Source organism: Lysobacter sp. TAF61 (assembly GCF_052113485.1).
GTDB lineage: Bacteria > Pseudomonadota > Gammaproteobacteria > Xanthomonadales > Xanthomonadaceae > Lysobacter_J.
In genome coordinates this window covers 124066-147001 of record NZ_JBFRDH010000006.1, presented here as the reverse complement: position 1 = coordinate 147001, position 22936 = coordinate 124066, and the positions used below count along the sequence as shown (strand labels likewise).

18 protein-coding genes and 2 riboswitches are annotated in these 22936 nt (G+C 67.4%); of the genes, 11 read left to right on the top strand and 7 right to left on the bottom strand.

All coding sequences use genetic code 11. The features are described 5' to 3' along the window. Positions 1-42: 42 nt before the first annotated feature. From AB4Y64_RS14370 to AB4Y64_RS14355, 4 genes are all read right to left on the bottom strand, one after another. Positions 43-945: a DUF6607 family protein gene (locus AB4Y64_RS14370; RefSeq protein WP_441817325.1), complete on the bottom strand. Its 903-nt coding sequence runs from the start codon at positions 943-945 to the stop codon at positions 43-45. A 100-nt stretch (positions 946-1045) separates the two neighbouring features. Continuing rightward, positions 1046-3355: a TonB-dependent hemoglobin/transferrin/lactoferrin family receptor gene (locus AB4Y64_RS14365; RefSeq protein ID WP_441817138.1), complete on the bottom strand. Its 2310-nt coding sequence runs from the start codon at positions 3353-3355 to the stop codon at positions 1046-1048. Positions 3356-3597: 242 nt separating this feature from the next. Beyond that, positions 3598-3825, bottom strand: a complete 228-nt coding sequence (locus tag AB4Y64_RS14360; protein WP_441817137.1) for a hemin uptake protein HemP — start codon at positions 3823-3825, stop codon at positions 3598-3600. A 121-nt stretch (positions 3826-3946) separates the two neighbouring features. Continuing rightward, entirely contained in the window at positions 3947-4918 is a 972-nt protein-coding gene (locus tag AB4Y64_RS14355; RefSeq protein ID WP_441817136.1) for an aldo/keto reductase, read from the bottom strand. A 74-nt stretch (positions 4919-4992) separates the two neighbouring features. Beyond that, positions 4993-5097, top strand: a riboswitch (yybP-ykoY riboswitch). A gap of 131 nt (positions 5098-5228) precedes the next feature. Between AB4Y64_RS14355 and AB4Y64_RS14350 the strand changes: the two genes are divergently transcribed. The 9 genes from AB4Y64_RS14350 to AB4Y64_RS14310 all read left to right on the top strand — a co-directional run bounded on the left by AB4Y64_RS14350 (position 5229) and on the right by AB4Y64_RS14310 (position 15300). Continuing rightward, positions 5229-5837 (top strand): TMEM165/GDT1 family protein, encoded by a 609-nt coding sequence (locus AB4Y64_RS14350; RefSeq protein WP_441817135.1) that lies wholly within the window; start codon positions 5229-5231, stop codon positions 5835-5837. Between the two features lie 84 nt (positions 5838-5921). Beyond that, on the top strand, positions 5922-7052 hold the full coding sequence (locus AB4Y64_RS14345) for a GGDEF domain-containing protein (protein ID WP_441817134.1): 1131 nt from the start codon (positions 5922-5924) through the stop codon (positions 7050-7052). 177 nt (positions 7053-7229) lie between these two features. Next, positions 7230-8525 (top strand): NupC/NupG family nucleoside CNT transporter, encoded by a 1296-nt coding sequence (locus AB4Y64_RS14340; protein ID WP_441817133.1) that lies wholly within the window; start codon positions 7230-7232, stop codon positions 8523-8525. Positions 8526-8529: 4 nt separating this feature from the next. After that, positions 8530-9504: a ribokinase gene (locus AB4Y64_RS14335; protein ID WP_441817132.1), complete on the top strand. Its 975-nt coding sequence runs from the start codon at positions 8530-8532 to the stop codon at positions 9502-9504. A 98-nt stretch (positions 9505-9602) separates the two neighbouring features. Then, the gene (locus AB4Y64_RS14330; RefSeq protein ID WP_441817131.1) at positions 9603-11744 is read left to right on the top strand and encodes a TonB-dependent receptor; all 2142 of its coding nucleotides are present in this window, start codon (positions 9603-9605) and stop codon (positions 11742-11744) included. After that, the gene (locus tag AB4Y64_RS14325; protein WP_441817130.1) at positions 11744-12829 is read left to right on the top strand and encodes a PepSY-associated TM helix domain-containing protein; all 1086 of its coding nucleotides are present in this window, start codon (positions 11744-11746) and stop codon (positions 12827-12829) included. Before AB4Y64_RS14330 ends, AB4Y64_RS14325 begins: the two co-directional genes overlap by 1 nt. Before the next feature lie 24 nt (positions 12830-12853). Further along, positions 12854-13867, top strand: a complete 1014-nt coding sequence (gene dusB, locus AB4Y64_RS14320; RefSeq protein WP_441817129.1) for a tRNA dihydrouridine synthase DusB — start codon at positions 12854-12856, stop codon at positions 13865-13867. Between the two features lie 27 nt (positions 13868-13894). Then, positions 13895-14728, top strand: a complete 834-nt coding sequence (locus AB4Y64_RS14315; protein ID WP_441817128.1) for a class I SAM-dependent methyltransferase — start codon at positions 13895-13897, stop codon at positions 14726-14728. Between the two features lie 254 nt (positions 14729-14982). Further along, positions 14983-15300 (top strand): hypothetical protein, encoded by a 318-nt coding sequence (locus tag AB4Y64_RS14310; RefSeq protein ID WP_441817127.1) that lies wholly within the window; start codon positions 14983-14985, stop codon positions 15298-15300. Between the two features lie 134 nt (positions 15301-15434). Here AB4Y64_RS14310 and AB4Y64_RS14305 read toward each other — a convergent pair whose 3' ends face one another. The 3 genes from AB4Y64_RS14305 to AB4Y64_RS14295 all read right to left on the bottom strand — a co-directional run bounded on the left by AB4Y64_RS14305 (position 15435) and on the right by AB4Y64_RS14295 (position 19216). Then, entirely contained in the window at positions 15435-16517 is a 1083-nt protein-coding gene (locus tag AB4Y64_RS14305; RefSeq protein ID WP_441817126.1) for a metal-dependent hydrolase, read from the bottom strand. 108 nt (positions 16518-16625) lie between these two features. Next, complete coding sequence (locus AB4Y64_RS14300) at positions 16626-17450, bottom strand: UDP-2,3-diacylglucosamine diphosphatase (protein ID WP_441817125.1); 825 nt, start codon at positions 17448-17450, stop codon at positions 16626-16628. Then, the gene (locus AB4Y64_RS14295; RefSeq protein ID WP_441817124.1) at positions 17447-19216 is read right to left on the bottom strand and encodes a lysophospholipid acyltransferase family protein; all 1770 of its coding nucleotides are present in this window, start codon (positions 19214-19216) and stop codon (positions 17447-17449) included. Before AB4Y64_RS14295 ends, AB4Y64_RS14300 begins: the two co-directional genes overlap by 4 nt. 215 nt (positions 19217-19431) lie before the next feature. Here AB4Y64_RS14295 and metK point away from each other — a divergent pair, with 215 nt between their 5' ends. Together metK and ahcY are read left to right on the top strand one after the other, a co-directional pair. Beyond that, positions 19432-20655 carry a methionine adenosyltransferase gene (gene metK / locus AB4Y64_RS14290; RefSeq protein ID WP_441817123.1) on the top strand — a complete coding sequence of 408 codons (1224 nt, stop codon included), beginning with the start codon at positions 19432-19434 and terminating at the stop codon, positions 20653-20655. A 581-nt stretch (positions 20656-21236) separates the two neighbouring features. Further along, positions 21237-21317: riboswitch (S-adenosyl-L-homocysteine riboswitch) on the top strand. 41 nt (positions 21318-21358) lie between these two features. Then, positions 21359-22819, top strand: coding sequence for an adenosylhomocysteinase (gene ahcY, locus AB4Y64_RS14285; RefSeq protein ID WP_441817122.1), 1461 nt, complete (start codon positions 21359-21361; stop codon positions 22817-22819). The last annotated feature ends 117 nt before the right edge of the window (positions 22820-22936 follow it).

Below are 22936 nucleotides of genomic sequence, written 5' to 3'. Positions count from 1 at the left end.
ATATAAAGAGACGGCGCCCCAGGGCGCCGTCTCTTTACCGCATCAACGTGGAGCCGGCTCGACCCACTTCTTGAAGACCGCATCGATCTTCGCGTCGCTGACCTTCCTGCCCTCCTCCAGCTGCGAGGCCTGCTCGAACAGCGGCATGATCATCGCCATGCCGTCGATCTTCGTCTTCAGGTGCAGGCCCGGCGCCTTGCCGAGGAAGCCGTCCCAGCGCGCGCGCACCCGCGCCCAGTAGCCGTTGGTCGCGTCCCAGTACTTGTAGGCCGGCTTGAAGTCGACCTCGGTGGTCTTCTGGTAATCGTTGAAGCCGAATTCGCGGGCCAGCTCGACCTGGCTGCCATCGGGCTTGCGCAGCACCTTGGTATTGAACTGCTCGTGGGTCCAGCCGCTCGGCGTCAAGGTGTGGCGGTTGATCGCGCTGATGGCGTTGTAGTCGCTGCGCTTGGTGTACTCGCGACGCGGCAGCGGACGCCAGCTCAGGTCGCTCGTCCAGGTGGCGACGTTGTTGTCGTAGGTCCACGCACCGGTGCCGCAGTAACGCGGTGCGTCACTGACTTCGTACACGCACTGGGTCCAGGCGCCGCGGGTCAGTCCGGCCGCGATCGGCCGCACCTGCCAGGTCTGGTCGGCGCTGAACTCGAAGCGCGTGGCCGCTTCGTAGGTCCAGTCCTGGCGCCAGTGCTTGGTGACGTGGCCGCTCTTCTCGTCGACCAGGATGTGCTGCAGGACTATCCGGGTCGGCGTGTCCTCGACAACGATCACCACCTCGTTGCCGCCGCTGCGCATCGCCGGATGGCGTTCGTAGCCCGGCTGCAGCAGCACGGTCTCGTCGAAGGCGAAGTCGACGATGTATTCGCCCTTCATCGCCAGGATCGAGTCGTGGTCCCGCGCCGGGTCGGGGGTGGACGACGCAGCGGACGGCGCAGCGATGGCGTGCATCGGCACGGCGGCAAGCAGGGAAAGCAGGAGCAGATGCGGGCGCATGTTCATGGCTGGCTCTTGGTGACGTTGAAAGGAGATGCTTCGTGGGCGAGCTGCATCACCAGCTCACGCTCAGGCTGACGCCGACGTTGCGACCGGGGCTGGTGTAGCGGTCGAGCACGGTGCTGGTCGCCGGCTGCTGGCTGGCGATCGTGCCGGCCTCCCAGTACTTGCGATCGGCCAGGTTGAACACGCCGGCGTTGAGCTCCGCACCGGGTGCAAAGGTCCAGTGGCCAAGCAGGTCGAACACGCCGTAGCCCGGCGTCTCGAAGCGGCCGGCCACCGGCAACTCGTCGTCGCGGCCGGCGAAGCGGCCGGCGAGTTCCACGCCCCAGGTTTCGCGGTCGTAGGCCACGCCCAGCGACGCGCGCAGCGGATCGATCGACTCCAATGGCGTGCCGGTGTCGCGGTCCTCGCCCTTCGACCATGCCGCCGATCCGCGCAGCGACCAGCCTGCCATGGCTTCCGACAGTGCCCCCAGGTCGATGCCGGCCCGGGCCTCGGCGCCGTAGATCTCGGCGTTGGCGATGTTCTGCGACTGGAAGACCGTCAGTCCCTGTTCGTTGAAACCGATGTCGCGCAGCGACTCGATGAAGTCGTCGTAGCGGTTGTAGTAGGTGGTGAACTCGGCATACACGGCTTGATTGGAGAAGCGCACGCCGAACTCGACGCCATCGCTGGTTTCCGGCTTGAGGTCAGGGTTGGGGATCGCGGTGTAGCCGAACTGGAAGTTGGTGAAGCCCAGGTTGACGTCGTTGTACGGCGGCGCGCGGAAGCCGTGCTGGTAACCACCAAACAGCGACCAGTCCCGGGTGAAGTGCCAGACCGCGCCGAGCTTGGGCGAGACACTGGTTTCGGTCATGTCGACGATCGGCAGGCCCGGGTTGTCGCCTTCGTAGATCGCGTCGCTCTTGGAGTCGAGCTTGTAGTGGTCAACGCGCACGGCCGGGATCAGGCGGAAGGCGCCATCGGCAAACGAGATCTCGTCCTGCACGTAGAGCGCGGCCGAGGTCGTGGCGCTGGTCGGGAAGTCGCGGACCGGGAACACGTCGGGGAGGATCGTGCTCGTCACCGCACCGGTGGTCAGGTTGGTCGAGCGGCCATCGCGCTTCTGCTTGAAGTCGGTGTAGGCGTATTCGAATCCGTAGGTCAGGGCGTGGTCGACGCTGCCGGTGACGACGTCCTTGTGCAGCACGGCCTCGGCGCCGAGCAGGCGCTGGTCGAAGTTGAACTCGCGCTCGCGCCGGGTCGGGTTGATCACGCGGCCGTTGCTGAGGGTCTCGCGCAGTTCGTTGGTGTACTGCGTGGTCTCGCTGTCCTGGCGGTAGACCTGCCACTGCAGCGAATCGACGAGGACCGAATCGATCTGGTCGACCTCGTGCGCGAACGAGACGCGGGCGCGGGTCTGCCGGTCGTCGCCAAGCAGCGCAGTGGTGCGCGTGCGCGGCGTGGTCGGCGGCGCGCCGGGCGGCAGGGCGGCCAGCACGCGCGCGGTCAGCACGTCGGTGTCGACCTGGTCCTCGTTGCCTTCGACGGTGAGCTTGAAGCGCTGGTTTTCGCTCGGCGCGTAGACCAGTTTGGTCAGCAGGCTGCGGCCGTCGTAGTCCTGCGGATTGGCGGCGGTGCGGTTGGGACCGCTGCTGCGGTCCTCGCCCATGTTTTCCGTTTCCTGGCCCTGGTGGTGGTTGAGCGAGACCAGGCCGGACCAGCGATCGCCACCGAAGGCGGCGGTGGCGGCGCCGAACAGGCCGTTGTCCGCGCCCTCGTAGCCGAGCTTGAAACCGAAGTAGGCGTCCGTGCCATCCTCCAGCCCGCCCGCCTCCAGATAGTCGGAGGGATCCTTGGTCTGGAAGGCGACCACGCCGCCCAGTGCATCGGAGCCATACAGGGCGCTCCCCGGGCCGCGTACGACTTCGACGCGCTTGAGCGTGTCGAGGTCGACGAAGTTGCGGTTGGCGGTGGAGAACGAGCCGATCGAGAACGCATCCGGCACGGCGATGCCGTCGGTCTCGATGCGCACGCGATTGCCGCCCAGTCCGCGGATGCGGATGTCGCCCAGGCCGAAGCGACCGGTGCCGGTGGTGACGGTGATGCCCGGCTCGTAGCGGAACAGGTCCTTGATGTTGCGGACCAGTTCGCGGTCCATCTGCTCGCGGTCGATGGCGGTGACCACCGACGGAACGTCGTCGAGCGCGCGCTCGGTTCGGGTCGCGGTGACGACGATGCGGTCGAACTCGTTGGTGGCGCCTGCGGCGGCAGCGGCGCCCGTCAGGGCTTCCGAATCGGCGGCGGCGCTGTCGGCGGCACGGGCATGGGCTGGCAGCGCCAGCATCAGGGCAACGGCGAGGGTGCTGGGAACGGGATGCATGAGCAGGCTCGAAGTGAATGTCGAGGCGTTGCTGGCAGCCGTTCGAACCGGCGAGCTTGCGGGCCTTGGAGAGAGACGTTGAATGGAGAGCGGCCGCCTCCCTGGCAGTCCGCCTTCGCGCAGCCACCCTCCCCAGGGCGGCAACGCGGCCGATCGGCGCGTCCGGGTTCCCGTGCGCGCCGATCGGTGGGTTTCTGGAATTACTTGGTCACGATCGCTTGGTCAGGATCACTTCGTCAGGATCACTTCGTCAGGATCAGCTTGTCGTTGCGCGTATGGCGCAGGCGATAGACCTCGTCGCCGTGGCGGATCAGCACTTCGCGTCCGCCGCGAAGAAGGTCGTCGCTCTCTACCAGCGAAGCGGCAAGGGTCAGCCCCGAAGCGCTGAGCGCATCGAACGCCGCGGTGATGGGCGGAGCGGGACGGTCGGAACGTGGCTTGAGCTGCAGCAGCGGTTGGCGCAGAGACATGTTCGTGGCTCGTTCGGGTTGGCGACTTGAATGATAATGATTCTCATTACTTCGTCAACACCTCCGTCGCCACCGTTCGGCCCGCCTGCTCAACCCACTGCCGCCTCAACCCACTGCCACCTCAACCCACGGCCGCCTCGACCCGCTGCCAGTCGCCTTCCTGCACGCGCTCCACCAGCTCCAGCGCCTCGAGGTTCTGCAGCAGCTGCTCCGGTCGGCTGGCGCCGAGGATCACGCTCGACACGTGCGGGTTGCGCAGGCACCAGGCGATCGCCAGCGGCGCCGGGGCGACGCCCAGGTCCCTGGCCAACTCCACGAAGCGGCGGGCGCGGTCGACCCGGCCATCGCCCTCGTTGCCCAGCACGCTGCGCTGCAGCCAGCCAAGACCCTCCCGGCCGAGGCGGGCTTCGGTCGGCACGCCGGCGTTGTACTTGCCGGTGAGCAGGCCCGAGGCCAACGGCGACCAGATCGTGGTGCCCAGGCCGAACTCCGCGAACAGCGGCGCATATTCGAGTTCGACGCGCTCGCGGTGCAGCAGGTTGTATTGCGGCTGCTCCATCGTCGGCGCGGTCAGGTGCTGGGCGCGCGCGATCTTGTGCGCCTCGCGGATCTGCGCCGCGGTCCATTCCGAAGTGCCCCAGTACAGGACCTTGCCCTGCCCGACCAGCGCGTCCATCGCGCGCACGGTCTCCTCGATCGGCGTCTCGGGATCGGGACGGTGGCAGTAGAAAAGATCCAGGTAGTCCACGCGAAGGCGCTTGAGCGCGGCGTGGCAGGCGTCGGTCACGTGCTTGCGCGACAGGCCCTTCTGGGTCGGCCGCGGCTCGGCAGCGGAACCGAAGAAGACCTTGCTCGACACGCAGAAACCGTCGCGCGGCAGGCGCAGGTCGGCAATCACGTCGCCCATGACCTTCTCGGCCTCACCGTTGGCATAGGTCTCGGCGTTGTCGAAGAAGTTGATGCCGTTGTCCCAGGCGGCGGCGATCAGGTCGCGCGCGGTCGAGCGGCCGATCTGCGAGCCGAAGGTGAGCCAGGCACCGAAGGACAGGGCCGACAGTTGCAGGCCGGAGGAACCAAGGCGGCGGTATTGCATGGGGAGACTCCTGGAGTTCGGCGTTCAGTTTAGCCAGCTGCCGTCACGGGCCTGTACAATGCGCGCCATTCCCTCCTCCGGGGAGTAGCCCACCCGCTGCGTCGTGCAACGACGATCAGCGGGGACCTGCGTCAACACACTTGGCCCACAGGCCATGGCGCAGGAGCGGCAGCCAGCCGGCAGACATGCCGGCGAGCGACCACGGGCAAGACCGAAGGCAGGCGTCGCGCGAGCAACTGGCATATGCCGGGTCGGGCCGTGTGGCGTTTGCCTTTCGCGTCCACGCGGAAGCCCGACCCCCGGAGTCTCCATGAACTTCTTCGCGCTGGATAACCTCACGCCGGATCACTTCCCGCTGATGACTGCTGCCGTCTCGACCGGCACCGTCGCGCTCGCCGAAATCGGCGACAAGACGCAACTGCTGGCGCTGCTGCTGGCAGCGCGCTTCCGCAAGCCCTGGCCAATCGTCGCCGGCATCCTGGTCGCCACGCTGCTCAACCACGCACTGGCGGCCTGGTTCGGCACCCTGGTCGCGCAGTGGCTGAGCCCTGAAGTCCTGCGCTGGGTGGTGGCCATCAGCTTCCTCGCGGTCGCGATCTGGACGCTCAAGCCCGACAAGCTCGACGAGGAAGACAGCGCGCTTCCGGCACGCAGCGCCTTCGTCGCCACCACCATCGCCTTCTTCCTGGCCGAGATCGGCGACAAGACCCAGGTCGCGACCGTACTGCTGGCGGCGAAGTACCACCCGTTCTGGGAAGTCGTCGCCGGCACCACGGCCGGCATGCTGCTGGCGAACGTGCCCGTGGTGCTGCTCGGCAGCCGACTGGCCGACCGCTTGCCGCTGAAGACGGCGCGGATCGTCGCGGCGGTGGTGTTCCTGGCACTGGCAGCGTGGGTCGCGGTGCGCGGGCTGGGGTAATCTCCGGCTCCTTGTCCGTTCCCCTGTAAACCCGCCCGCGCCGCGCTATGCTCGGCGCGGGCATCAAGGGGGGCGGCGGTGCACGTGACGGGCGGGAGGATCCGCGAGGTCGTCGCCAAGCTGTTGGCGCGGCCCGACGAAATCATGCTCGAGATCGGCGCCGGCGGCGAACTGCTGGTGGCGCGACTGCGCGCCGCACTCGCCGCCATGCTGCTGTTGCTGCCGCTGGCCAATGCGCTGGGCGGTGGTGGCATCAAGGAAACGATGATCGGCCTGGGCGGCGCGCTGGTCGTCAACATCTTCGCCCAGCTATGGCTGACGCTGGCGCGACGCCGCCGCCTGTTCCGCTGGCTGCCGTTCGCCTCGTCGGCGTTCGATGTCACCGCCACCACGCTCGTGCTGGCCGCCCTGGCGGCCAACCACCTGCCGGCCGGTCTGAACAGCCTGATCGTGTGGTGCGGCTATGTCCTGTCGATCCTGCTGACCGCCCTGCGCAGCGATGGCCGCATCGCCCTGTTTGCCGGTGCGCTGGCCATTGCCGAGTACAGCCTGCTGGTGCTGGTGGTGTTCGCCATGGCGACCTCACCCGAGGACCTGCTGTCGAGCGACTACGGCTCGGTGACCCTGGGCAGCCAGGCCCAGCGCGTGGTGCTGCTGATGATGTTCACCCTGATCACCGCGATGGTGGTCTACCGCATGCAGCGCCTGGTCGAGCTGTCAGGCACCGACGGCCTGACCCGGCTGCCCAACCGCACCTGGCTGCTGCACCGGGTGCCGCGCCTGTTCGACAGCGTCCGCCACGACGGCGACAGCCTGACCCTGGCGTTGATCGACCTGGACCACTTCAAGCGCATCAACGACGCCCACGGCCACCACGCCGGCGATCGCGCCCTGCGCCACGTCGTCGCCGTCCTGCGCGAACTGGCCGAGCCGGGCGAATGGCTGGTGCGGATCGGCGGCGAGGAATTCGTGCTGCTGCTGCGCAAACCGATCGGCACGGCCTGGGAGCGGGTGGATGCGATCCGCCGGGCCCTGGGCGAGCGCCCGTTCGAGCCCGAGCGCGGCGCCGACGCGATGCCGCTGAGCTTCAGTGCCGGCCTGGCGGGCTTCCCGCACGAGGGCTCGGACCTGTCGCGCCTGCTGCGCCGGGCCGACAGCCGGCTGCAGCAGGCCAAGCTGCAGGGGCGGAACAAGGTGGTGGCGAGGGACGGCTGACCACTCCCCCGCTCCCTGGCCGCCTCTCCCTGGCCGCCCGCGGCGGCCGTCCCCCTCTCACAAGGGGAGAGAGCGGAGTGTGACGGCCGGCGGGGTAAACTACGCGCCGCCGCCGTCGCGGCCGACCTACAACAACAACGACGCGCTGCCGACTGCCGGTCGCCTGGGGAGAACTGAGTGGAAGCAATTGCGCGGGTGGCATTTGGCCTGTTTGGCCTGTCGGTACTGGTAGGCATCGCCTGGCTGTTCTCCACCAACCGACGCCGGGTCGACTGGAAGCTGGTCGCCACTGGCGTGTCGCTGCAGATCGCCTTTGCCGCGGTGGTGCTGTTGATGCCGGGCGGGCGCGAGGCGTTCGACGCCATCGGCCACGGCTTCGTCAAAGTGCTCAGTTTCGTCGGCGAAGGCTCGAAGTTCATTTTCGGCAGCCTGATGGACGTTTCTACGTATGGCTTCATCTTCGCCTTCCAGGTGCTGCCGACGATCATCTTCTTCGCCGCGTTGATGGGCGTGCTCTATCACCTGGGCGTGATGCAGGCGGTGGTGCGGGCGATGGCGTGGGCGATCACCAAGGTCATGCGCGTGTCGGGCGCGGAGACCACCAGCGTCTGCGCCAGCGTCTTCATCGGCCAGACCGAGGCGCCGCTGACCGTGCGCCCGTACATTCCGAAGATGACCGAGTCGGAGCTGATCACGATGATGATCGGCGGCATGGCCCACATCGCCGGCGGCGTGCTCGCCGCCTACGTCGGCATGCTCGGCGGTGGCGATCCGGAACAGCAGGCGTTCTACGCCAAGCACCTGCTCGCCGCTTCGATCATGGCCGCGCCGGCGACGCTGGTGATCGCCAAGATCCTGGTGCCCGAGACCGGTGAGCCGCTGACCCGCGGCACGGTCAAGATGGAAGTCGAGAAGACCACCGCCAACATCATCGACGCGGCCGCCGCCGGTGCCGGCGACGGCCTGCGCCTGGCGCTGAACATCGGCGCGATGCTGCTCGCCTTCATCGCCCTGATCGCGCTGATCAACTGGCCGCTGACCTGGTTTGGCGACGTCACCGGCATTGCCGCGGCGATCGGCAAGCCGACCGACCTGGCAGCGATCTTCGGCTACCTGCTGGCACCGCTGGCCTGGGTCATCGGCGTGCCGTGGTCGGATGCGCCGATCGTCGGCAGCCTGATCGGGCAGAAAGTGGTGATCAACGAATTCGTCGCCTACCTGCAGCTGGCCGACATCGTCAACGGCAAGGTCGCCGGCGTTGCCCTCAGCGAACAGGGCCGCCTGGTCGCGACCTACGCGCTGTGCGGCTTCGCCAACTTCAGCTCGATCGCGATCCAGATCGGCGGCATCGGCGGTCTCGCTCCGGAACGGCGCCAGGACCTGGCCCGCTTCGGCCTGCGCGCGGTGCTCGGCGGCTCGATCGCGACGTTCATGACCGCGACCATCGCCGGCGTGCTCACCTATTTCAGCTGATCCCATGGCTGGCAGCGCGCGCGTGGTGGTGGTCGGCTCGTTCAACGTCGATCACGTGTGGACGGTGGCGACGCTGCCGCGGCCGGGCGAGACCCTCAGCGGGCACTACCGCACCGGTCCCGGCGGCAAGGGCTTCAACCAGGCCACTGCCGCCGCGCGCGCCGGCGCGGCGACCAGTTTCATCTGCGCGCTCGGCGACGATCTCGGCGGCCAGCTGGCGCATGCGCTGGCCGTGGCCGACGACATCGACCTGCACGACCTGCCCAGCCACGCTCCCACCGGCACCGCCGGCATCTACGTCGATGCCTCGGGGCGCAATTCGATCGTGATCGGGCCCGGCGCGAATGCCGAGCTTTCGGCGCAGTTCGTCGAGCAGCAGGCGGCCGCGATCGGCGCTGCGCGGGTGGTGCTGGCGCAGCTGGAATCGCCGGTGACGGCGATCGAGGCGGCATTCGTCGCGGCGCGCGCGGCGGGCGTGCCGACGCTGCTCAATCCCGCACCGGCCGATGCGCAGGCACCGGCGTCGTTGTGGGCGCTGGCGGACGTGGTCACCCCGAACGAAACCGAATTCTGCGCGCAGCTCGGCCGCCACCTCGGCGAACAGGTCGATCCCGGCAAGCTCGCCGCAATGGAAGACGAGTCGCTGCACGCACTGTGCCGGCGCCTGCTGCCGCATGGAACCGTGGTGATCACGCTCGGTGCTGCCGGCTGCTTCGTCTCGCACGCAAGCCAGAACCTGCGCAACGACGCACGCATGCATTACCGGGTTGCCGCCGCCAGCGTGCGGCCGGTCGACACCACCGGCGCGGGCGACGCCTTCAACGGCGCCCTCGCCGCCTCGCTGGCCCGCCGCGGCGAGGCCGCGTTCGCCGACCATGTCCACTTCGCCAATCGCTATGCCGGTCTGTCGACCGAACGCGAAGGGGCTGCGGCGGCGATGCCGCACGAGGCAGAACTGCAGGCACGATTCGGCGCCTGAAGGGGCGGCTGCGGGCACGATTCGCCGGAGCCCTGTAAAACGCGAATGGTTCGCATTACCATACGGGGCTGATTCGCCGTCCGGACCCCCCTCCCCCCATGCTCCGTCGCCACCTCCTTGCCAGCGCCGTGCTGGCTGCGCTTGTTGCGCTTGTCGCGCCTGTCGCCCACGCCGCCGACGCCCCTGCCGACCGCGCCGTCGACATCGACCGCGTCACCGTTTCGGCCAGCACCAGCCGCATCCCCGATTCCGATGCCGCGCTGCCCAACACCATCACCGTGATCGACCAGAAGCAGTTGCAACAGCAGCTGGCGCTGACCCAGGACATCTCGCAGGTGCTGGCCAACCTGATTCCGTCGTTCTCGCCCTCGCGGCAGAAGCTCACCAACGGCGGCGAGACGTTGCGCGGGCGCAAGCCGCTGTACCTGGTCGACGGCGTGCCGCAATCGACGCCGCTGCGCGAAGGCGGCCGTGACGGCCACACCATCGACCCGGCGATGATCGAGCGCATCGAGGTCATCCACGGCGCCAACGCGCTGCAGGGGCTTGGCGCTTCCGGCGGCATCATCAACATCATCACCAAACGCGCGCCGCGCCAGGACGGCGAAAGCTTCCAGGACGTCAACGTCGCCGCCAGCAGCGCGCTGCCGCACGAGAGCGACAGCAGCGGATACCGCGCCTCCTACGTGTTCGGCACGCGTAGCGGTGCGTTTGATCTCGTTGCTGGCGCGTCGTACGCGAGCGAAGGCCTGTACTACGACGGCGACGGCGATGCCATCGCGGTCAACGACGTCCAGGGCGACCTGATGGACTCGCAGTCCTGGAACCTGTTCGCCAAGGGTGGCTGGAACCTCAACGACGAACAGCGCCTGCAGCTGACCGTCAATCACTACGAGCTGCAAGGCAACAACGACTACGCCACGGTCAACGGCAATATCGCCACCGGCCAGCTGGCGACTTCGATCCGCGGCGAGAAGGAAGGCGAAGGCACGCGCAACCGCTCGACCTCGCTCAACCTCGACTACACCGACAAGGCGATGGCCGGCGGCTACTTCCAGGCGCAGCTGTACTGGGTCGACTTCGAAGCGCTCTACGGTGGCACCGACTGGGGCGACTTCTGGGGCGACGGCCGCGACCTGCACTGGTTCGACCAGTCGCAGAACGTCTCGGAGAAGCTCGGCGGCAAGTTCAGCTGGTCGCGCGGCGACCTGTTCGGCCTGCGCCTGCGCGTGACCACCGGCCTCGACCTCGCCCGCGACACCACCCACCAGGAACTGGTCGTCAGCGGCCTCGACTGGGTGCCCAAGACCAGCTACGAATCGGTGTCGCCGTTCGTGCAGGCCGAGTGGTGGGTGGCCGACCGGGTCATGCTCAGCGGTGGCCTGCGCTACGAGCGCGGCAAGCTCAAGGTCGACGACTTCACCACCATTCCGTCCAACAACGGTGGCCAGTTCGTCGAAGGCGGTTCGCCAACGACGAGCGAAGTGCTGCCCAACTTCGGCGCGGTGTGGGAAGTGACCGACGCGCTGAAGCTCTACGCCTCGTATTCGGAGGGATACAGCGTCGCCGACATCGGCCGTGTCCTGCGCGGCATCAGCGCGCCGGGCCAGCGCGTGGACACCCTGGTCGATCTGTCGCCGGTGATCGCCGACAACCAGGAGATCGGCGTCGATTACGACGACGGTCGCTGGCTTGCCCACCTGGCCATCTACCAGTCCGATTCCGACCTGGGTTCGCGCCTTGCCTTTGATCCCGGCAGCCAGAGCTACAACGTCGTGCGCGAGCGGACGGAGATCGAAGGCATCGAAGCCAACGTGGCCTGGCAGTTCAGCGAGTCGACCCGCATCGGCCTGGGCTATGCGCAGGCCGACGGCCGCTACGACAGCAATGGCGACGACCGCGTCGACGGCGACCTGCCGGGCATCAACGTCAGCCCCGACCGCGTCACCGCGTTCTGGGACCAGGACTGGACGCCGGGCATCGCCACGCGCCTGCAGGCCAGCCAGTCGCTCGATCGCCAATTCGACCTGCGCGGTGTGCAGGTGGCGCAGTTCGACGGCTACACCACCGTCGACCTGCAGACACGCTTCCAGTTGCCGCTGGGCCAGATCAACGTCGGCATCGAGAACCTCCTCGGCGAACAGTACGTCACCTACTATTCGCAGAGCACGCCACGCAACGACACCTACGTCGCCGGTCGTGGCCGCGTGCTCACGCTGAGCTGGGCCAATCGCTTCTGATGAATGCCGTCGCGCCACGACACGCTCCCCGGCCGGCTTCGCGCCGCCTGCGGGCAGTGCTGTCGTGGCTGCACCTGTGGGTCGGCCTCAGCGTCGGTGCCGTGTTCGCGCTGGTGGCGCTGACCGGCACCGTGCTGGTCTTCCACACCGATCTGTTGCGCCTGCAGCACCCGCAGCTGGCGCAGCATTCCGCGGTCGCCGATGGGCGCGTGCTGGCCGCCCTGATCGAACGCTGGCAACCCGAGGGCCTGCGCTCGCTCGACCTTCCCCAGGACGACCTGCCGGTCTGGCAGGGATTCTTCGAGGACGGTCATCGCGCCTATTTCGCTCCCGAAAATGGCGCCCTGCTGCTCTATCGCAGCGAAGACGACGACGTACTGATGTGGCTGCACGCGTGGCACACCAAGCTGCTCGGCGGCGAGACCGGCGAGGAAGTGCTGGGCGTGGTCGGATCGATCGCGTTGGCCCTGGTGCTGACCGGGCTGTATCTGTGGTGGCCGCGACGTGGGCAGTGGCTGGCGCACCTGAAGATGCATTCCGGCCCACCGGTGCGGCGCTGGCTGAGCTGGCACCGCAGCAGTGGTGCGATGCTGTTTCCGCTGTTGCTTCTGGCGACGCTCACGGGCGTCGGCATGGTGTACTCCAAGGGATTCCAGACGGTGCTCGTAGGCGTGTTCGGTGGCCAGTCGATCAAGCCGCCGAAGCTCAAGGGCGACGGCCCTGTCGACTGGCCGCGGGTCATCGGCGAGGCCCGCGCCGCGTTGCCGGGTGCGCGCCTCAGCCGGGTCTCGGTGCCCAGGCACGGCGACGCAGTGGTGTCGTTCCGCGCGCGCGCCGATGGCGAATGGCATCCGGTCGGTCGCAGCACCATCGCCGTCGCCGCAGACGGCACGCGGGTGCTGCAGGTCCAGGACGCCACGGCCAACCAGCTGGGCATGCGCATGAGCCAGGCGATCTTTCCCGTGCATGTGGGCGCGGTCGGCGGACCGGTGCTGAAGTGGGCAATGGCCGCGACAGGCGTGTTGCCGATGTTCCTGCTGGTCACCGGCTTTCTCTTCTGGCGGCGCCGGCGCGGGCATCGCTGAGACCCCACCGGTACAATGCCCGCCATGGCGGACACGTCCTTCCATATCGGCCCCTACCAGATTGCGCCCAGGGTCATCCTGGCGCCCATGGCCGGCGTCACCGACAAACCGTTCCGGGTGCTGAGCAAGCGCCTGGGTGCAGGTCTGTGCGTGTCGGAGATGACCACTTCCGATCCCCGCTTCTGGAACACCGCCAAGTCGCGCCATCGCATGGACCACGACGGCGAGCCGGCGCCGATCAGCGTGCAGATCGCCGGCACCGTGCCGGAGGTGATGGCCGATGCGGCGCGCTACAACGTCGACCATGGCGCGCAGATCATCGACATCAACATGGGCTGCCCGGCGAAGAAGGTCTGCAATGCCTGGGCCGGCTCGGCACTGATGCGCGACGAGGCGCTGGTCGCACGCATCCTCGACGCCGTGGTCAGGGCGGTCGATGTGCCGGTGACGCTGAAGATCCGCACCGGCTGGGCCGCCGACCAGCGCAACGCGCTGGCGATCGCAAAGGTCGCGCAGAGCGCCGGCATCGCCGCACTGGCCGTGCACGGCCGCACGCGCGACCAGCAGTACACCGGCATCGCCGAGTACGACACGATCGCGGAAGTGAAGGCGGCATTGTCGATCCCGGTGTTCGCCAACGGCGACGTCGATTCGCCGCACAAGGCCGCCGAAGTACTCGCCCGTACCGGCTGCGACGCCGTGCTCGTGGGCCGCGCGGCGCAGGGCCGGCCGTGGATATTCCGCGAGATCGCGCACTATTTGGCCACGGGCGAGCAGCTGCCCGAGCCGGACCTGCAGGAAGTGCGCGACGTGCTGGTCGGCCACCTGAACCACCTGCACGCGTTCTACGGTGAGGTTTCAGGCGTGCGCATCGCCCGCAAGCACCTGGGCTGGTATGCCAAGGACCGGCCAGAGAACGTGGCGTTCCGGGCGGTGGTCAACCGCGCGGAATCGGCGCAGGCACAATTGCAACTGACTGCCGACTATTTCGACGCCCTGATCGCGGGCGTCGCCCCGGAGCTCCCGGCCGCCGCGTGACGGCGAGGGCCCCGCCAAGGAGGCCACATGAGCGAGTCTTCCAGCGCCACCGAGTTCCCTTGCCTGCACGGGTTTTCCCTGACCGAGCAGGCGCGCCTGATGAAACAGGCGCGGCTGGCCGAATCGACGATCTTCCACGACATCGACTACAGCAGCGCGCGCCGGCTGCTCGAGGTCGGCAGTGGCGTGGGTGCGCAGACCGAGATCCTGTTGCGGCGCTTCCCCGACCTGCACGTCACCTGCGTCGATCTCAACGACGCCCAGCTCGGCGCCGCCCGCACCAACCTTGGTGCGATGTCATGGCTGCAGGGTCGCTACGACCTCAATCTGGCCGATGCCACCAACCTGCCGTTCGAGCCGCGCAGTTTCGATGCCGCCTTCCTGTGCTGGGTGCTCGAACACGTGCCCTCGCCGGCGCGCGTGCTCAATGAAGTTCGGCGCGTGCTCGCGCCCGGATCGCCGGTCTACATCACCGAGGTGATGAACTCGTCCTTCCTGCTTGATCCGTACTCGCCCAACGTCTGGCGGTACTGGATGGCGTTCAACGATTTCCAGTACGAAAGCGGCGGCGATCCCTTCGTCGGCGCCAAGCTCGGCAACCTGCTGCTTGCCGGCGGATTCCGCGACGTCGCCACCGACGTCAAGACGTTCTACTTCGACAATCGCGAGCCGGCACGGCGCAAGACGATGATCGGGTTCTGGGAGGAACTGCTGCTGTCGGCGGCCGACCAGCTGCTCGCCGCCGGATGCGTCACGCCTGACGTGGTCGAAGGCATGCGTCGCGAGCTGCACCAGGTGCAGAACGATCCCAACGCGGTGTTCTTCTATGCCTTCGTGCAGGCGCGCGCGATCGTCTACTAGTGCGAGTCCATTGATGCGGCATTCATCGATTACGGATGAAACCATTGCCGCCTGCATTTGTGCATGCATACACACGTTGCGTGACGATTGTGCTGCTGTTGTGATTGCGACAAGTGGTGCAGGTCGAAAGTCACAGGCCCCTATGGCCGATGCGAACTCGAGCGCATTGCTCGACTCTATGCCATGCCGGGGTGTCCCCTTCTGCGGACCCCGCCGCAACGCCCCGGTGGATCGATCCGATCAGGAGGCACCACATGAAAGCCAAGATTGCGTTCATCGCGTTGGCACTCGCGGCATCGATGCCTGCTTGGGCCGAGCAGAGCAAGGATCCCATCGGTGACCTGTCGCAGATCACCGGGCTGAGCGAACGCAAGGTCCAGATGGTCCTCGGCAACCGTACCGCTTTCGCCGAGTACCCCTACACCTACGATCGCGCGCTCGACAAGTTCGTCGACGCCGTTGGTGAAGTGAAGTACCAGCAGCTGATGAATGGCGAATCGGTTGCCATCACCGACAAGCAGGGCCACCAATACCTTGTTCAGGTCAAGCGCGAGAACAAGGACGCTCTCTAGTCCCAATCAAGGCAGCCCGTGGTCGATCCCCTGGTCGAACGGGAAGTCGAGGCTGGCAAGTCCCGAGGTGGACTCCCATGACATCAACTTCCACTCAAGGGCCGTGTGTGCAACATGCGGCCCTGGTGGTTTGTTCAGTGTCCTGCGGTAGCGCCCGCCTGCGCCCTCACTGAGGGCCGCGCCATCGCCGCGCCGACAACGTCGGTCTCGCCGGCGGGCGTGTTCCAGATCCGCTTCCACATCGCGCCGAGCCTGCGGCTGGCCTGCCATGGCCACTTCAGCTGTTCGGGCGGCATTTCCCGCCAGGCATCGCCCTCGCGCCGCGCCACCGCAAAACGGAAGCTGTAATCGGGCTCGGCGCCCATGCGCAGGTCCGACAGCACCAGGCGGCCATCGCGTTGCTCTGCCTTCATGAATCCGCGATTGAACCAGTTCAGGCGCTGCACGCCGGGATAGTCGAAGACCTGGGTGAGCGACTGCACGTCGGATGGATACTCGCGCAGCCGCATGGGCCCACGATCGGCGACCAGCGAACGCTCGCCTTCGACGAACCCCTCCGGCGTCATGGCCACCACGCGCCAGAGCAGGATGTTGAACGGCATCGGCACCGAGAAGCGCGGCGCGTCTTCGAGGTGGTGGGCGGCCAGCGCGCTTTCGGCTTCGCGCTCTACCTGCTGCTTGGCCCACAGCGATGCCCCCAGATACAGGGTGCTGAGCGTCAAACCGGCGAGCAGCGCCGGCTGCACGAAGCGTCTTTCGCGCCAGCACCATGCGATCACGCAGGCGATCAGCAACCAGACCGTGTACATCGGGTCGATGATGAACACGCTCGACCACATCACCGGCCTGAACGGCAACGGCCACAGCAGCTGCGTGCCGTAGATGGTGAATGCGTCCAGCAGTGGATGTGTGATCACCGCCAGCAAGATCGCCCAGAACCAGCGCCGCGGCGACTGCGCGACGCGACCGCCGCGGCTGCGGAACCAGGCCCAGATCGCCCAGGCGACAAAGGGCAGCACCAGCAGCGAGTGGCTGAGACTGCGATGCCAGGTCATCCGCGCGATCGGGTCGCCGGTCAGCAGGTTGACCGGCAGTACGTCCAGGTCGGGCAATGAGCCCATCGCCGCGCCCGCCAGCATGGCGGCGCGACGATGTTGCGGCGGCACGATGGCGGCCGCGATCGCGGCGCCGAGAAAGACATGGGTCAGTGAGTCCATGCCGCGATGCTAGCAGCGGGCCGTTCACCCTGGCGCGTCCGCCGGCATCGCGGCGCGCGCCTGGCTGCACCAGGCGGCGTGGCCAGGCGGGGTGGCTAAGCGGTGCAACTAGGCGGCGTGCGATCGTTCCGGTTCGGCCAGCATCCGTTGCACGGGCGCGCACAGCGCCAGCGTCTCGCCGGTGTGCGACAGAAGCCGGAAGCTGCCGTCCGGATCCTCTGCCAGCGCGGTCAGGCTCTCGACCCAGTCGCCGTCGTTGGCATAGAGCAGGCCATCGCGTTCCAGCAGCGATGCGCGATGGATGTGGCCGCAGATCACCCCGTCGAGGCCGCGGCGCCGCGCATCGTCGAGCCCGGCCTGGACGAAACGCTCGATGTAGCGCTCGGCCGCGCCGCTCTGGCGCTTGAGGAACTCCGACAGCGACCAGTAGCGCCGACCGAAGTGGCGGCGCACCCGGTTGAGCCACTGGTTGCCGGTGAGGATGCGGTAGTACAGCCAGTCGCCGAACTGCTCCTGCAGTCCGCCGAAGTGGGTGACGCCGTCGTAGTCGTCGCCGTGCGTGACCAGCAGCCGGCGGCCATCGGCGGTGACATGGATCGCGCGCCGGCGCACGGTCATGCGCGGCAGGGTCAGGCCGCAGAAGCGACGGATCGGGCGATCGTGGTTGCCGGGCACGTAGACGATCTCGGTGCCCGCGCGGCGCAGCGCGTGCAGGGCCTCGATGACGCGGTTGTGGGCGCTGCCCCAGCTCGGCCGGCGCTGGGCCATCCACCACAGGTCGACAATGTCGCCGACCAGATAGAGCCGGTCGCATCGCAACCCGCCGAGGAAGTCGGCGAACTCGGCGGCATGGCAGTGTTTGGAACCCAGATGGACATCGGACACGAAGACCGCGCGGCGGCGCAAAGGCAACACGGCCGGTTGCTGTGTCATCCACCCTGCTCCGTGAGGGCGCGTTCCGTGAGGGCGGGGTGTGTCAGGTCATGGCCGTCGAGGTAGCGCTCGCGCTTCTTCGGCCGCATCAGCTGCAGGTCGACCTCGATCAGGCCGTCGACCGCGTCGCTGAAAGCCGGATCCACGCCGAACGCGAGGAATCGCGCACCGCCCGGCTCGCACAGGTCGGTGTACTGCTTGTAGAGCATCGGCAGGCTGGCCCCGAGTGCATCGAGGTTGGCCTTGAGCACGCGGAAAGCGGTGGCGGCATCGACCGCGTCGAACTGCGGCGGCGCGGCGCGGTAGGCGAACGGCTGCCTCGACACGGCATCGACCTGGCCGGCGCCGAAATAGCGCGCGTAGTAGGCGACGATCTGCTCGCGCGCCTGTTCCGGCAGCGCGGCGCTGATCGACACCGGCCCGAACAGATAGCGCACGTTGCGATGGCGGGCCAGGTACGCGCCGATGCCCTGCCACAGGTAGTCGATGCTGCGGCCGCCCCAGTAATGGGGGGCAACGAAGCTGCGGCCCAGCTCCATGCCCTGGGCGATCCGCGGGATGGCATCGTCGCCGAAGCGGAACAGCGACGCGGTGTAGAGGCCGGCCAGCCCGCGCTCGGCCAGCACGCTGGCGCCGCGGGCGACGCGGTAGGCGCCGGCGATGCGCGTGGCCTGGTCGTCCCACAGCACGATGTGTTCGTACCAGCTGTCGTAGAGGTCGACATCGAGGCGCTGGCCGGTGCCCTCGCCGACCGCGCGGAAGGTGACCTCGCGCAGGCGCCCGATTTCCTGCAGCAGCGCCGAGCCCGCGGCCAGGCGCCCGGCGCGGATCTGCTTGCCGTCGAGGGTGCGGCCCAGCAGCGCGAGCGTCTCGACGCCGGCTCGCACAAGGTCCGGCGCGATGGCATCGATGACCGGTTCCGGGCGGCCGGGAGCGGCCATGTCGGTGGCCATCTCGATGTCGCTGCGGCGGCGACCGGCCCCGAGCGAGAACAGTTCGCGGCGGACCTGGCGCAGCAGCCGTTCCGGATCGCCGTCGGCCGGCAGGTTCAGCAAGGTACCGATCCGCATCGAGATGCGGTGGGCGCGACGGGCGAACATTTCCCGCGCCAGCAAAGCCGTGCCGACCGGCTTGAACAGGGCCGAGGCACCATAGAACAGCGCCGAGTTGCGGGCCTCGATCCGCACCGGCAGCACCGGCGCGCCGCTGGCGCGGGCGAAGCGCAGGAAGCCGCGCCGCCAGCGTCCGTCGGTGACACCCTTCAGGCCCAGCCGTGCGACCTCGCCGGCGGGGAACACGATCACGCACTGCCCGGCCCGCAGCGCGTCGTCGATGGCCTGCAGGCTCTGCGGGCTCGGCCGGCCGCCGAGGATGCGCACCGGCAGCAGCAGGCCCGACAGCGGCTCCAGCGCCGACAGCAGGTCATTGGCGACGATCTTCACATCACGGCGCACGCGCCCGACCAGGTCGAGCAGCGCCAGCGCATCGATCGCGCCGGAAGGATGGTTGGCGACCACCAGCAGGCGGCCGCTGGCGGGAATGCGCGCCACTTCGGTCGGATCGGCCATGTAGCGGACCTGCAGGTGATCGAGGCCGGCGCTGACGAAATCGAAGTCGCGCAGGTGGCCGTTGGCCTGGAGGAAAGCCTCGATCTGGTCGAACCGCGACCAGCGCCCGAGCGTGCGCAACAGCGGGCGGGCGATCGACGCCCGGCGGCCATCGAACCAGTGCGGGAAACGTTCTTGCAGGCGGCGCTCAAGCGGCATCGGGCGTCACGTCCCACCCCAACGGGGCGTCTCGCCGCGCAGCCTGCGGCGACGCGGCGACAGCAACGTGGCGGATTCGGGTCAATCCGGTGACAGCGCCCGCGGCCGCGAAATTAACCCTCAGCCAACACCTGAATGACGCACAATGCGCCAACCCGGCCAAGCCTGTATCATACGCGGCCATCCTTTCATCCGAATACGAGGATAAAGCCTCGATGTCCAGCTACCTGTTTACCTCCGAATCCGTCTCCGAAGGCCACCCGGACAAGATTGCCGACCAGATCTCCGATGCCGTCCTCGACGCCATCCTGGCCCAGGACAAGCGCGCCCGCGTTGCCTGCGAGACGATGGTGAAGACCGGCGCGGCGATCGTCGCCGGCGAGGTCACCACCAATGCGTGGGTCGACATCGAGTCCCTCGCGCGCAAGGTCATCAACGACATCGGCTACAACAATTCCGATGTCGGCTTCGACGGCCACACCTGCGCGATCATCAACATGCTCGGCAAGCAGTCGCCCGACATCGCTGCCGGCGTTGACCGCAAGAAGCCGGAAGAACAGGGCGCTGGCGACCAGGGTCTGATGTTCGGCTATGCCTGCAACGAAGCCCCGGAGTTCATGCCGGCGCCGATCTACTACTCGCACCGCCTGGTCGAGCAGCAGGCCAAGATCCGCAAGAAGAAGAACTCGCCGCTGCCGTGGCTGCGTCCGGATGCGAAGTCGCAGGTGACCCTGCGTTACGACGCCAACCACAACGTGGCCGGCCTCGACGCGGTGGTGCTGTCGACGCAGCATGATCCGGGCATCAAGCAGAAGGACCTGGTGGAAGGCGTGTACGAGCACGTGCTCAAGCCGGTGCTGCCGAAGAAGTGGCTCGAGTCGCTGCCGAAAAACAAGATCCACATCAATCCGACCGGCATCTTCGTGATCGGCGGTCCGGTCGGCGATTGCGGCCTGACCGGTCGCAAGATCATCGTCGACAGCTACGGCGGCATGGCCCGTCACGGCGGTGGTGCCTTCTCGGGCAAGGATCCGTCGAAGGTCGATCGTTCGGCTGCCTACGCGGCTCGCTACGTCGCCAAGAACATCGTTGCCGCCGGCCTGGCCGATCGTTGCGAAGTGCAGGTTTCCTACGCCATCGGCGTGGCCGAGCCGACTTCGATCTCGGTCACCACCTTCGGCACCGGCAAGATTCCGGACGAGAAGATCGAGAAGCTGATCCGCAAGCACTTCGATCTGCGCCCGTACGGCATCGTGAAGATGCTCGACCTGATCCACCCGGTCTACCAGGAAACCGCTGCCTACGGCCACTTCGGCCGCAAGCCGCACGAGGTGACCTACGTCGACGGCGCCGGCAAGAAGCACACCGCGACCGCTTTCTCCTGGGAGAAGACGGACCGGGCCGACGACCTGCGCAAGGATGCCGGTCTGAAGAAGTAAGTCGATTGGCCCCTCTCTTTCGGGAGGGGGGCGGTTCGAAGGAGAACGGGCCTTTTGGGCCCGTTTTTTTTGCGTGCGTGGTCAGTGGGGGAGGAGGTGGGGTGCATTCCGCGAACCTCCGCTTCGCTCCGTTTACTGTTCGCGAAATACACCCCACCCCCTCCTTCCCAATACCTCTGTCGCTTCATTGCCTTCGCGTGTCGGCGATCTTGCGACGTGCGCGTGACATGGCGGCAACGTTAGGACTCGGGCTGGCGCGGTACAGGGCGGTGTCCGTGCCCTCGACTCATTCGCACGGCTGCTCGGTGAGCTCGGACCCGGACGCCCGCGAAAGGATCTGGTGGTTCCAGACCAAGACGAAGACCGGGCAACGAAGCGCTGGAGCGTCGTTCGCCGGGGCGGGGATTGCTCCGCAGCGGGACATGGATGTCCCGCGCCCCGCATCGGACAAGGATGTCCGATTAAGGGGCGGAGCAATCCCCGCCCCGGCGGACGGCGCCCCTACGAAGGCCCTACGCCTTACGCCCATGCCGCTGCACGGGTTCATCCATTCGCAACCCCAACCGGCTAAAATGGCCCGCCTCGCCGAGGGGCGCTGCAAGTCCGGGCAATCCGGAATCAGGCTCGGCGGGACGCAACACGCACAACGGCGCCCGGTTTGGCAGGTTTCATGCCTGCCCTCACCCAAAACCGGAGCTTCACCATGAATGCCGTAGCAAAGACCTTCTCCACCGAAGGCGACTACAAAGTTGCCGACATCTCCCTGGCCGACTGGGGTCGCAAGGAGATCGACATCGCCGAGCACGAAATGCCGGGCCTGATGTCCATCCGCAAGAAGTATGCCGCCACCGCGACGCTCAAGGGCGTGCGCGTGACCGGCTCGCTGCACATGACCATCCAGACCGCCGTGCTGATCGAGACCCTGCGCGACCTCGGCGCCGACGTGCGCTGGGCCTCGTGCAACATCTTCTCGACCCAGGACCATGCCGCCGCCGCGATCGCCGCCAGCGGTACGCCGGTGTTCGCCTGGAAGGGCGAGTCGCTGGAAGAGTATTGGGACTGCACCCTGGCCGCACTGACCTTCCCGGGTTCGGGCGCCGACAAGTACCTCGGCCCGCAGCTCGTCGTCGACGACGGCGGCGACGTCACCCTGCTGATCCACAAGGGCTACGAGCTCGAGAACGGCAGCGACTGGGTCAACACCGCCTCGGGCAACCACGAGGAACAGGTGATCAAGGATCTGCTCAAGCGCGTCCACGCCGAGCGCCCGGGCTTCTGGCACACCGTCGTGCGCGACTGGAAGGGCGTCTCGGAAGAGACCACCACCGGCGTGCACCGCCTCTACCAGCTGGCCGAAGCCGGCTCGTTGCTGGTGCCGGCGATCAACGTCAACGACTCGGTCACCAAGTCCAAGTTCGACAACCTCTACGGCTGCCGCGAGTCGCTGGCCGACGGCCTCAAGCGCGCGATGGACGTGATGCTGGCCGGCAAGGTTGCCGTGGTCTGCGGTTACGGCGACGTCGGCAAGGGTTCGGCGCACTCGCTGCGTGCCTACGGCGCGCGCGTGGTCGTCACCGAGATCGATCCGATCAATGCCCTGCAGGCGGCGATGGAAGGCTTCGAGGTCAACACCGTCGAGAGCACGCTGGGCCGTGGCGACATCTACGTCACCACCACCGGCAACAAGGACGTGCTGACGCTCGAGCACATGTCGCAGATGAAGGATCAGGCGATCGTCTGCAACATCGGCCACTTCGACAACGAGATCCAGGTCGACAAGCTCAACGCTTCCGGCGCGGTTCGTCTGAACATCAAGCCGCAGGTCGACAAGTACACCTTCAAGCACGCTGATGGAAAGCCGGGTAACTCCATCTTCCTGCTGGCCGAAGGCCGCCTGGTGAACCTGGGCTGCGCCACCGGCCACCCGAGCTTCGTGATGTCCAATTCGTTCTCGAACCAGACGCTCGCGCAGATCGACCTGTGGGCGAACAAGGACAGCTACGAGCCGAAGGTCTACATCCTGCCCAAGAAGCTCGACGAGGAAGTCGCGCGCCTGCACCTGGAGAAGATCGGCGTGAAGCTGACCCGCCTCACCGACGACCAGGCCGCCTACCTGGGCGTGTCGGCCGACGGTCCGTACAAGCCGGAGCATTACCGCTACTGATCGCGGCGACACTGCGATGCGGTGAAAGACGGGCGCTTCGGCGCCCGTTTTTTTTGCGACATCACGGTTCCACTCCATCGCGATAGAGAGATAGACTACGCCCCACCCCCTGCACCG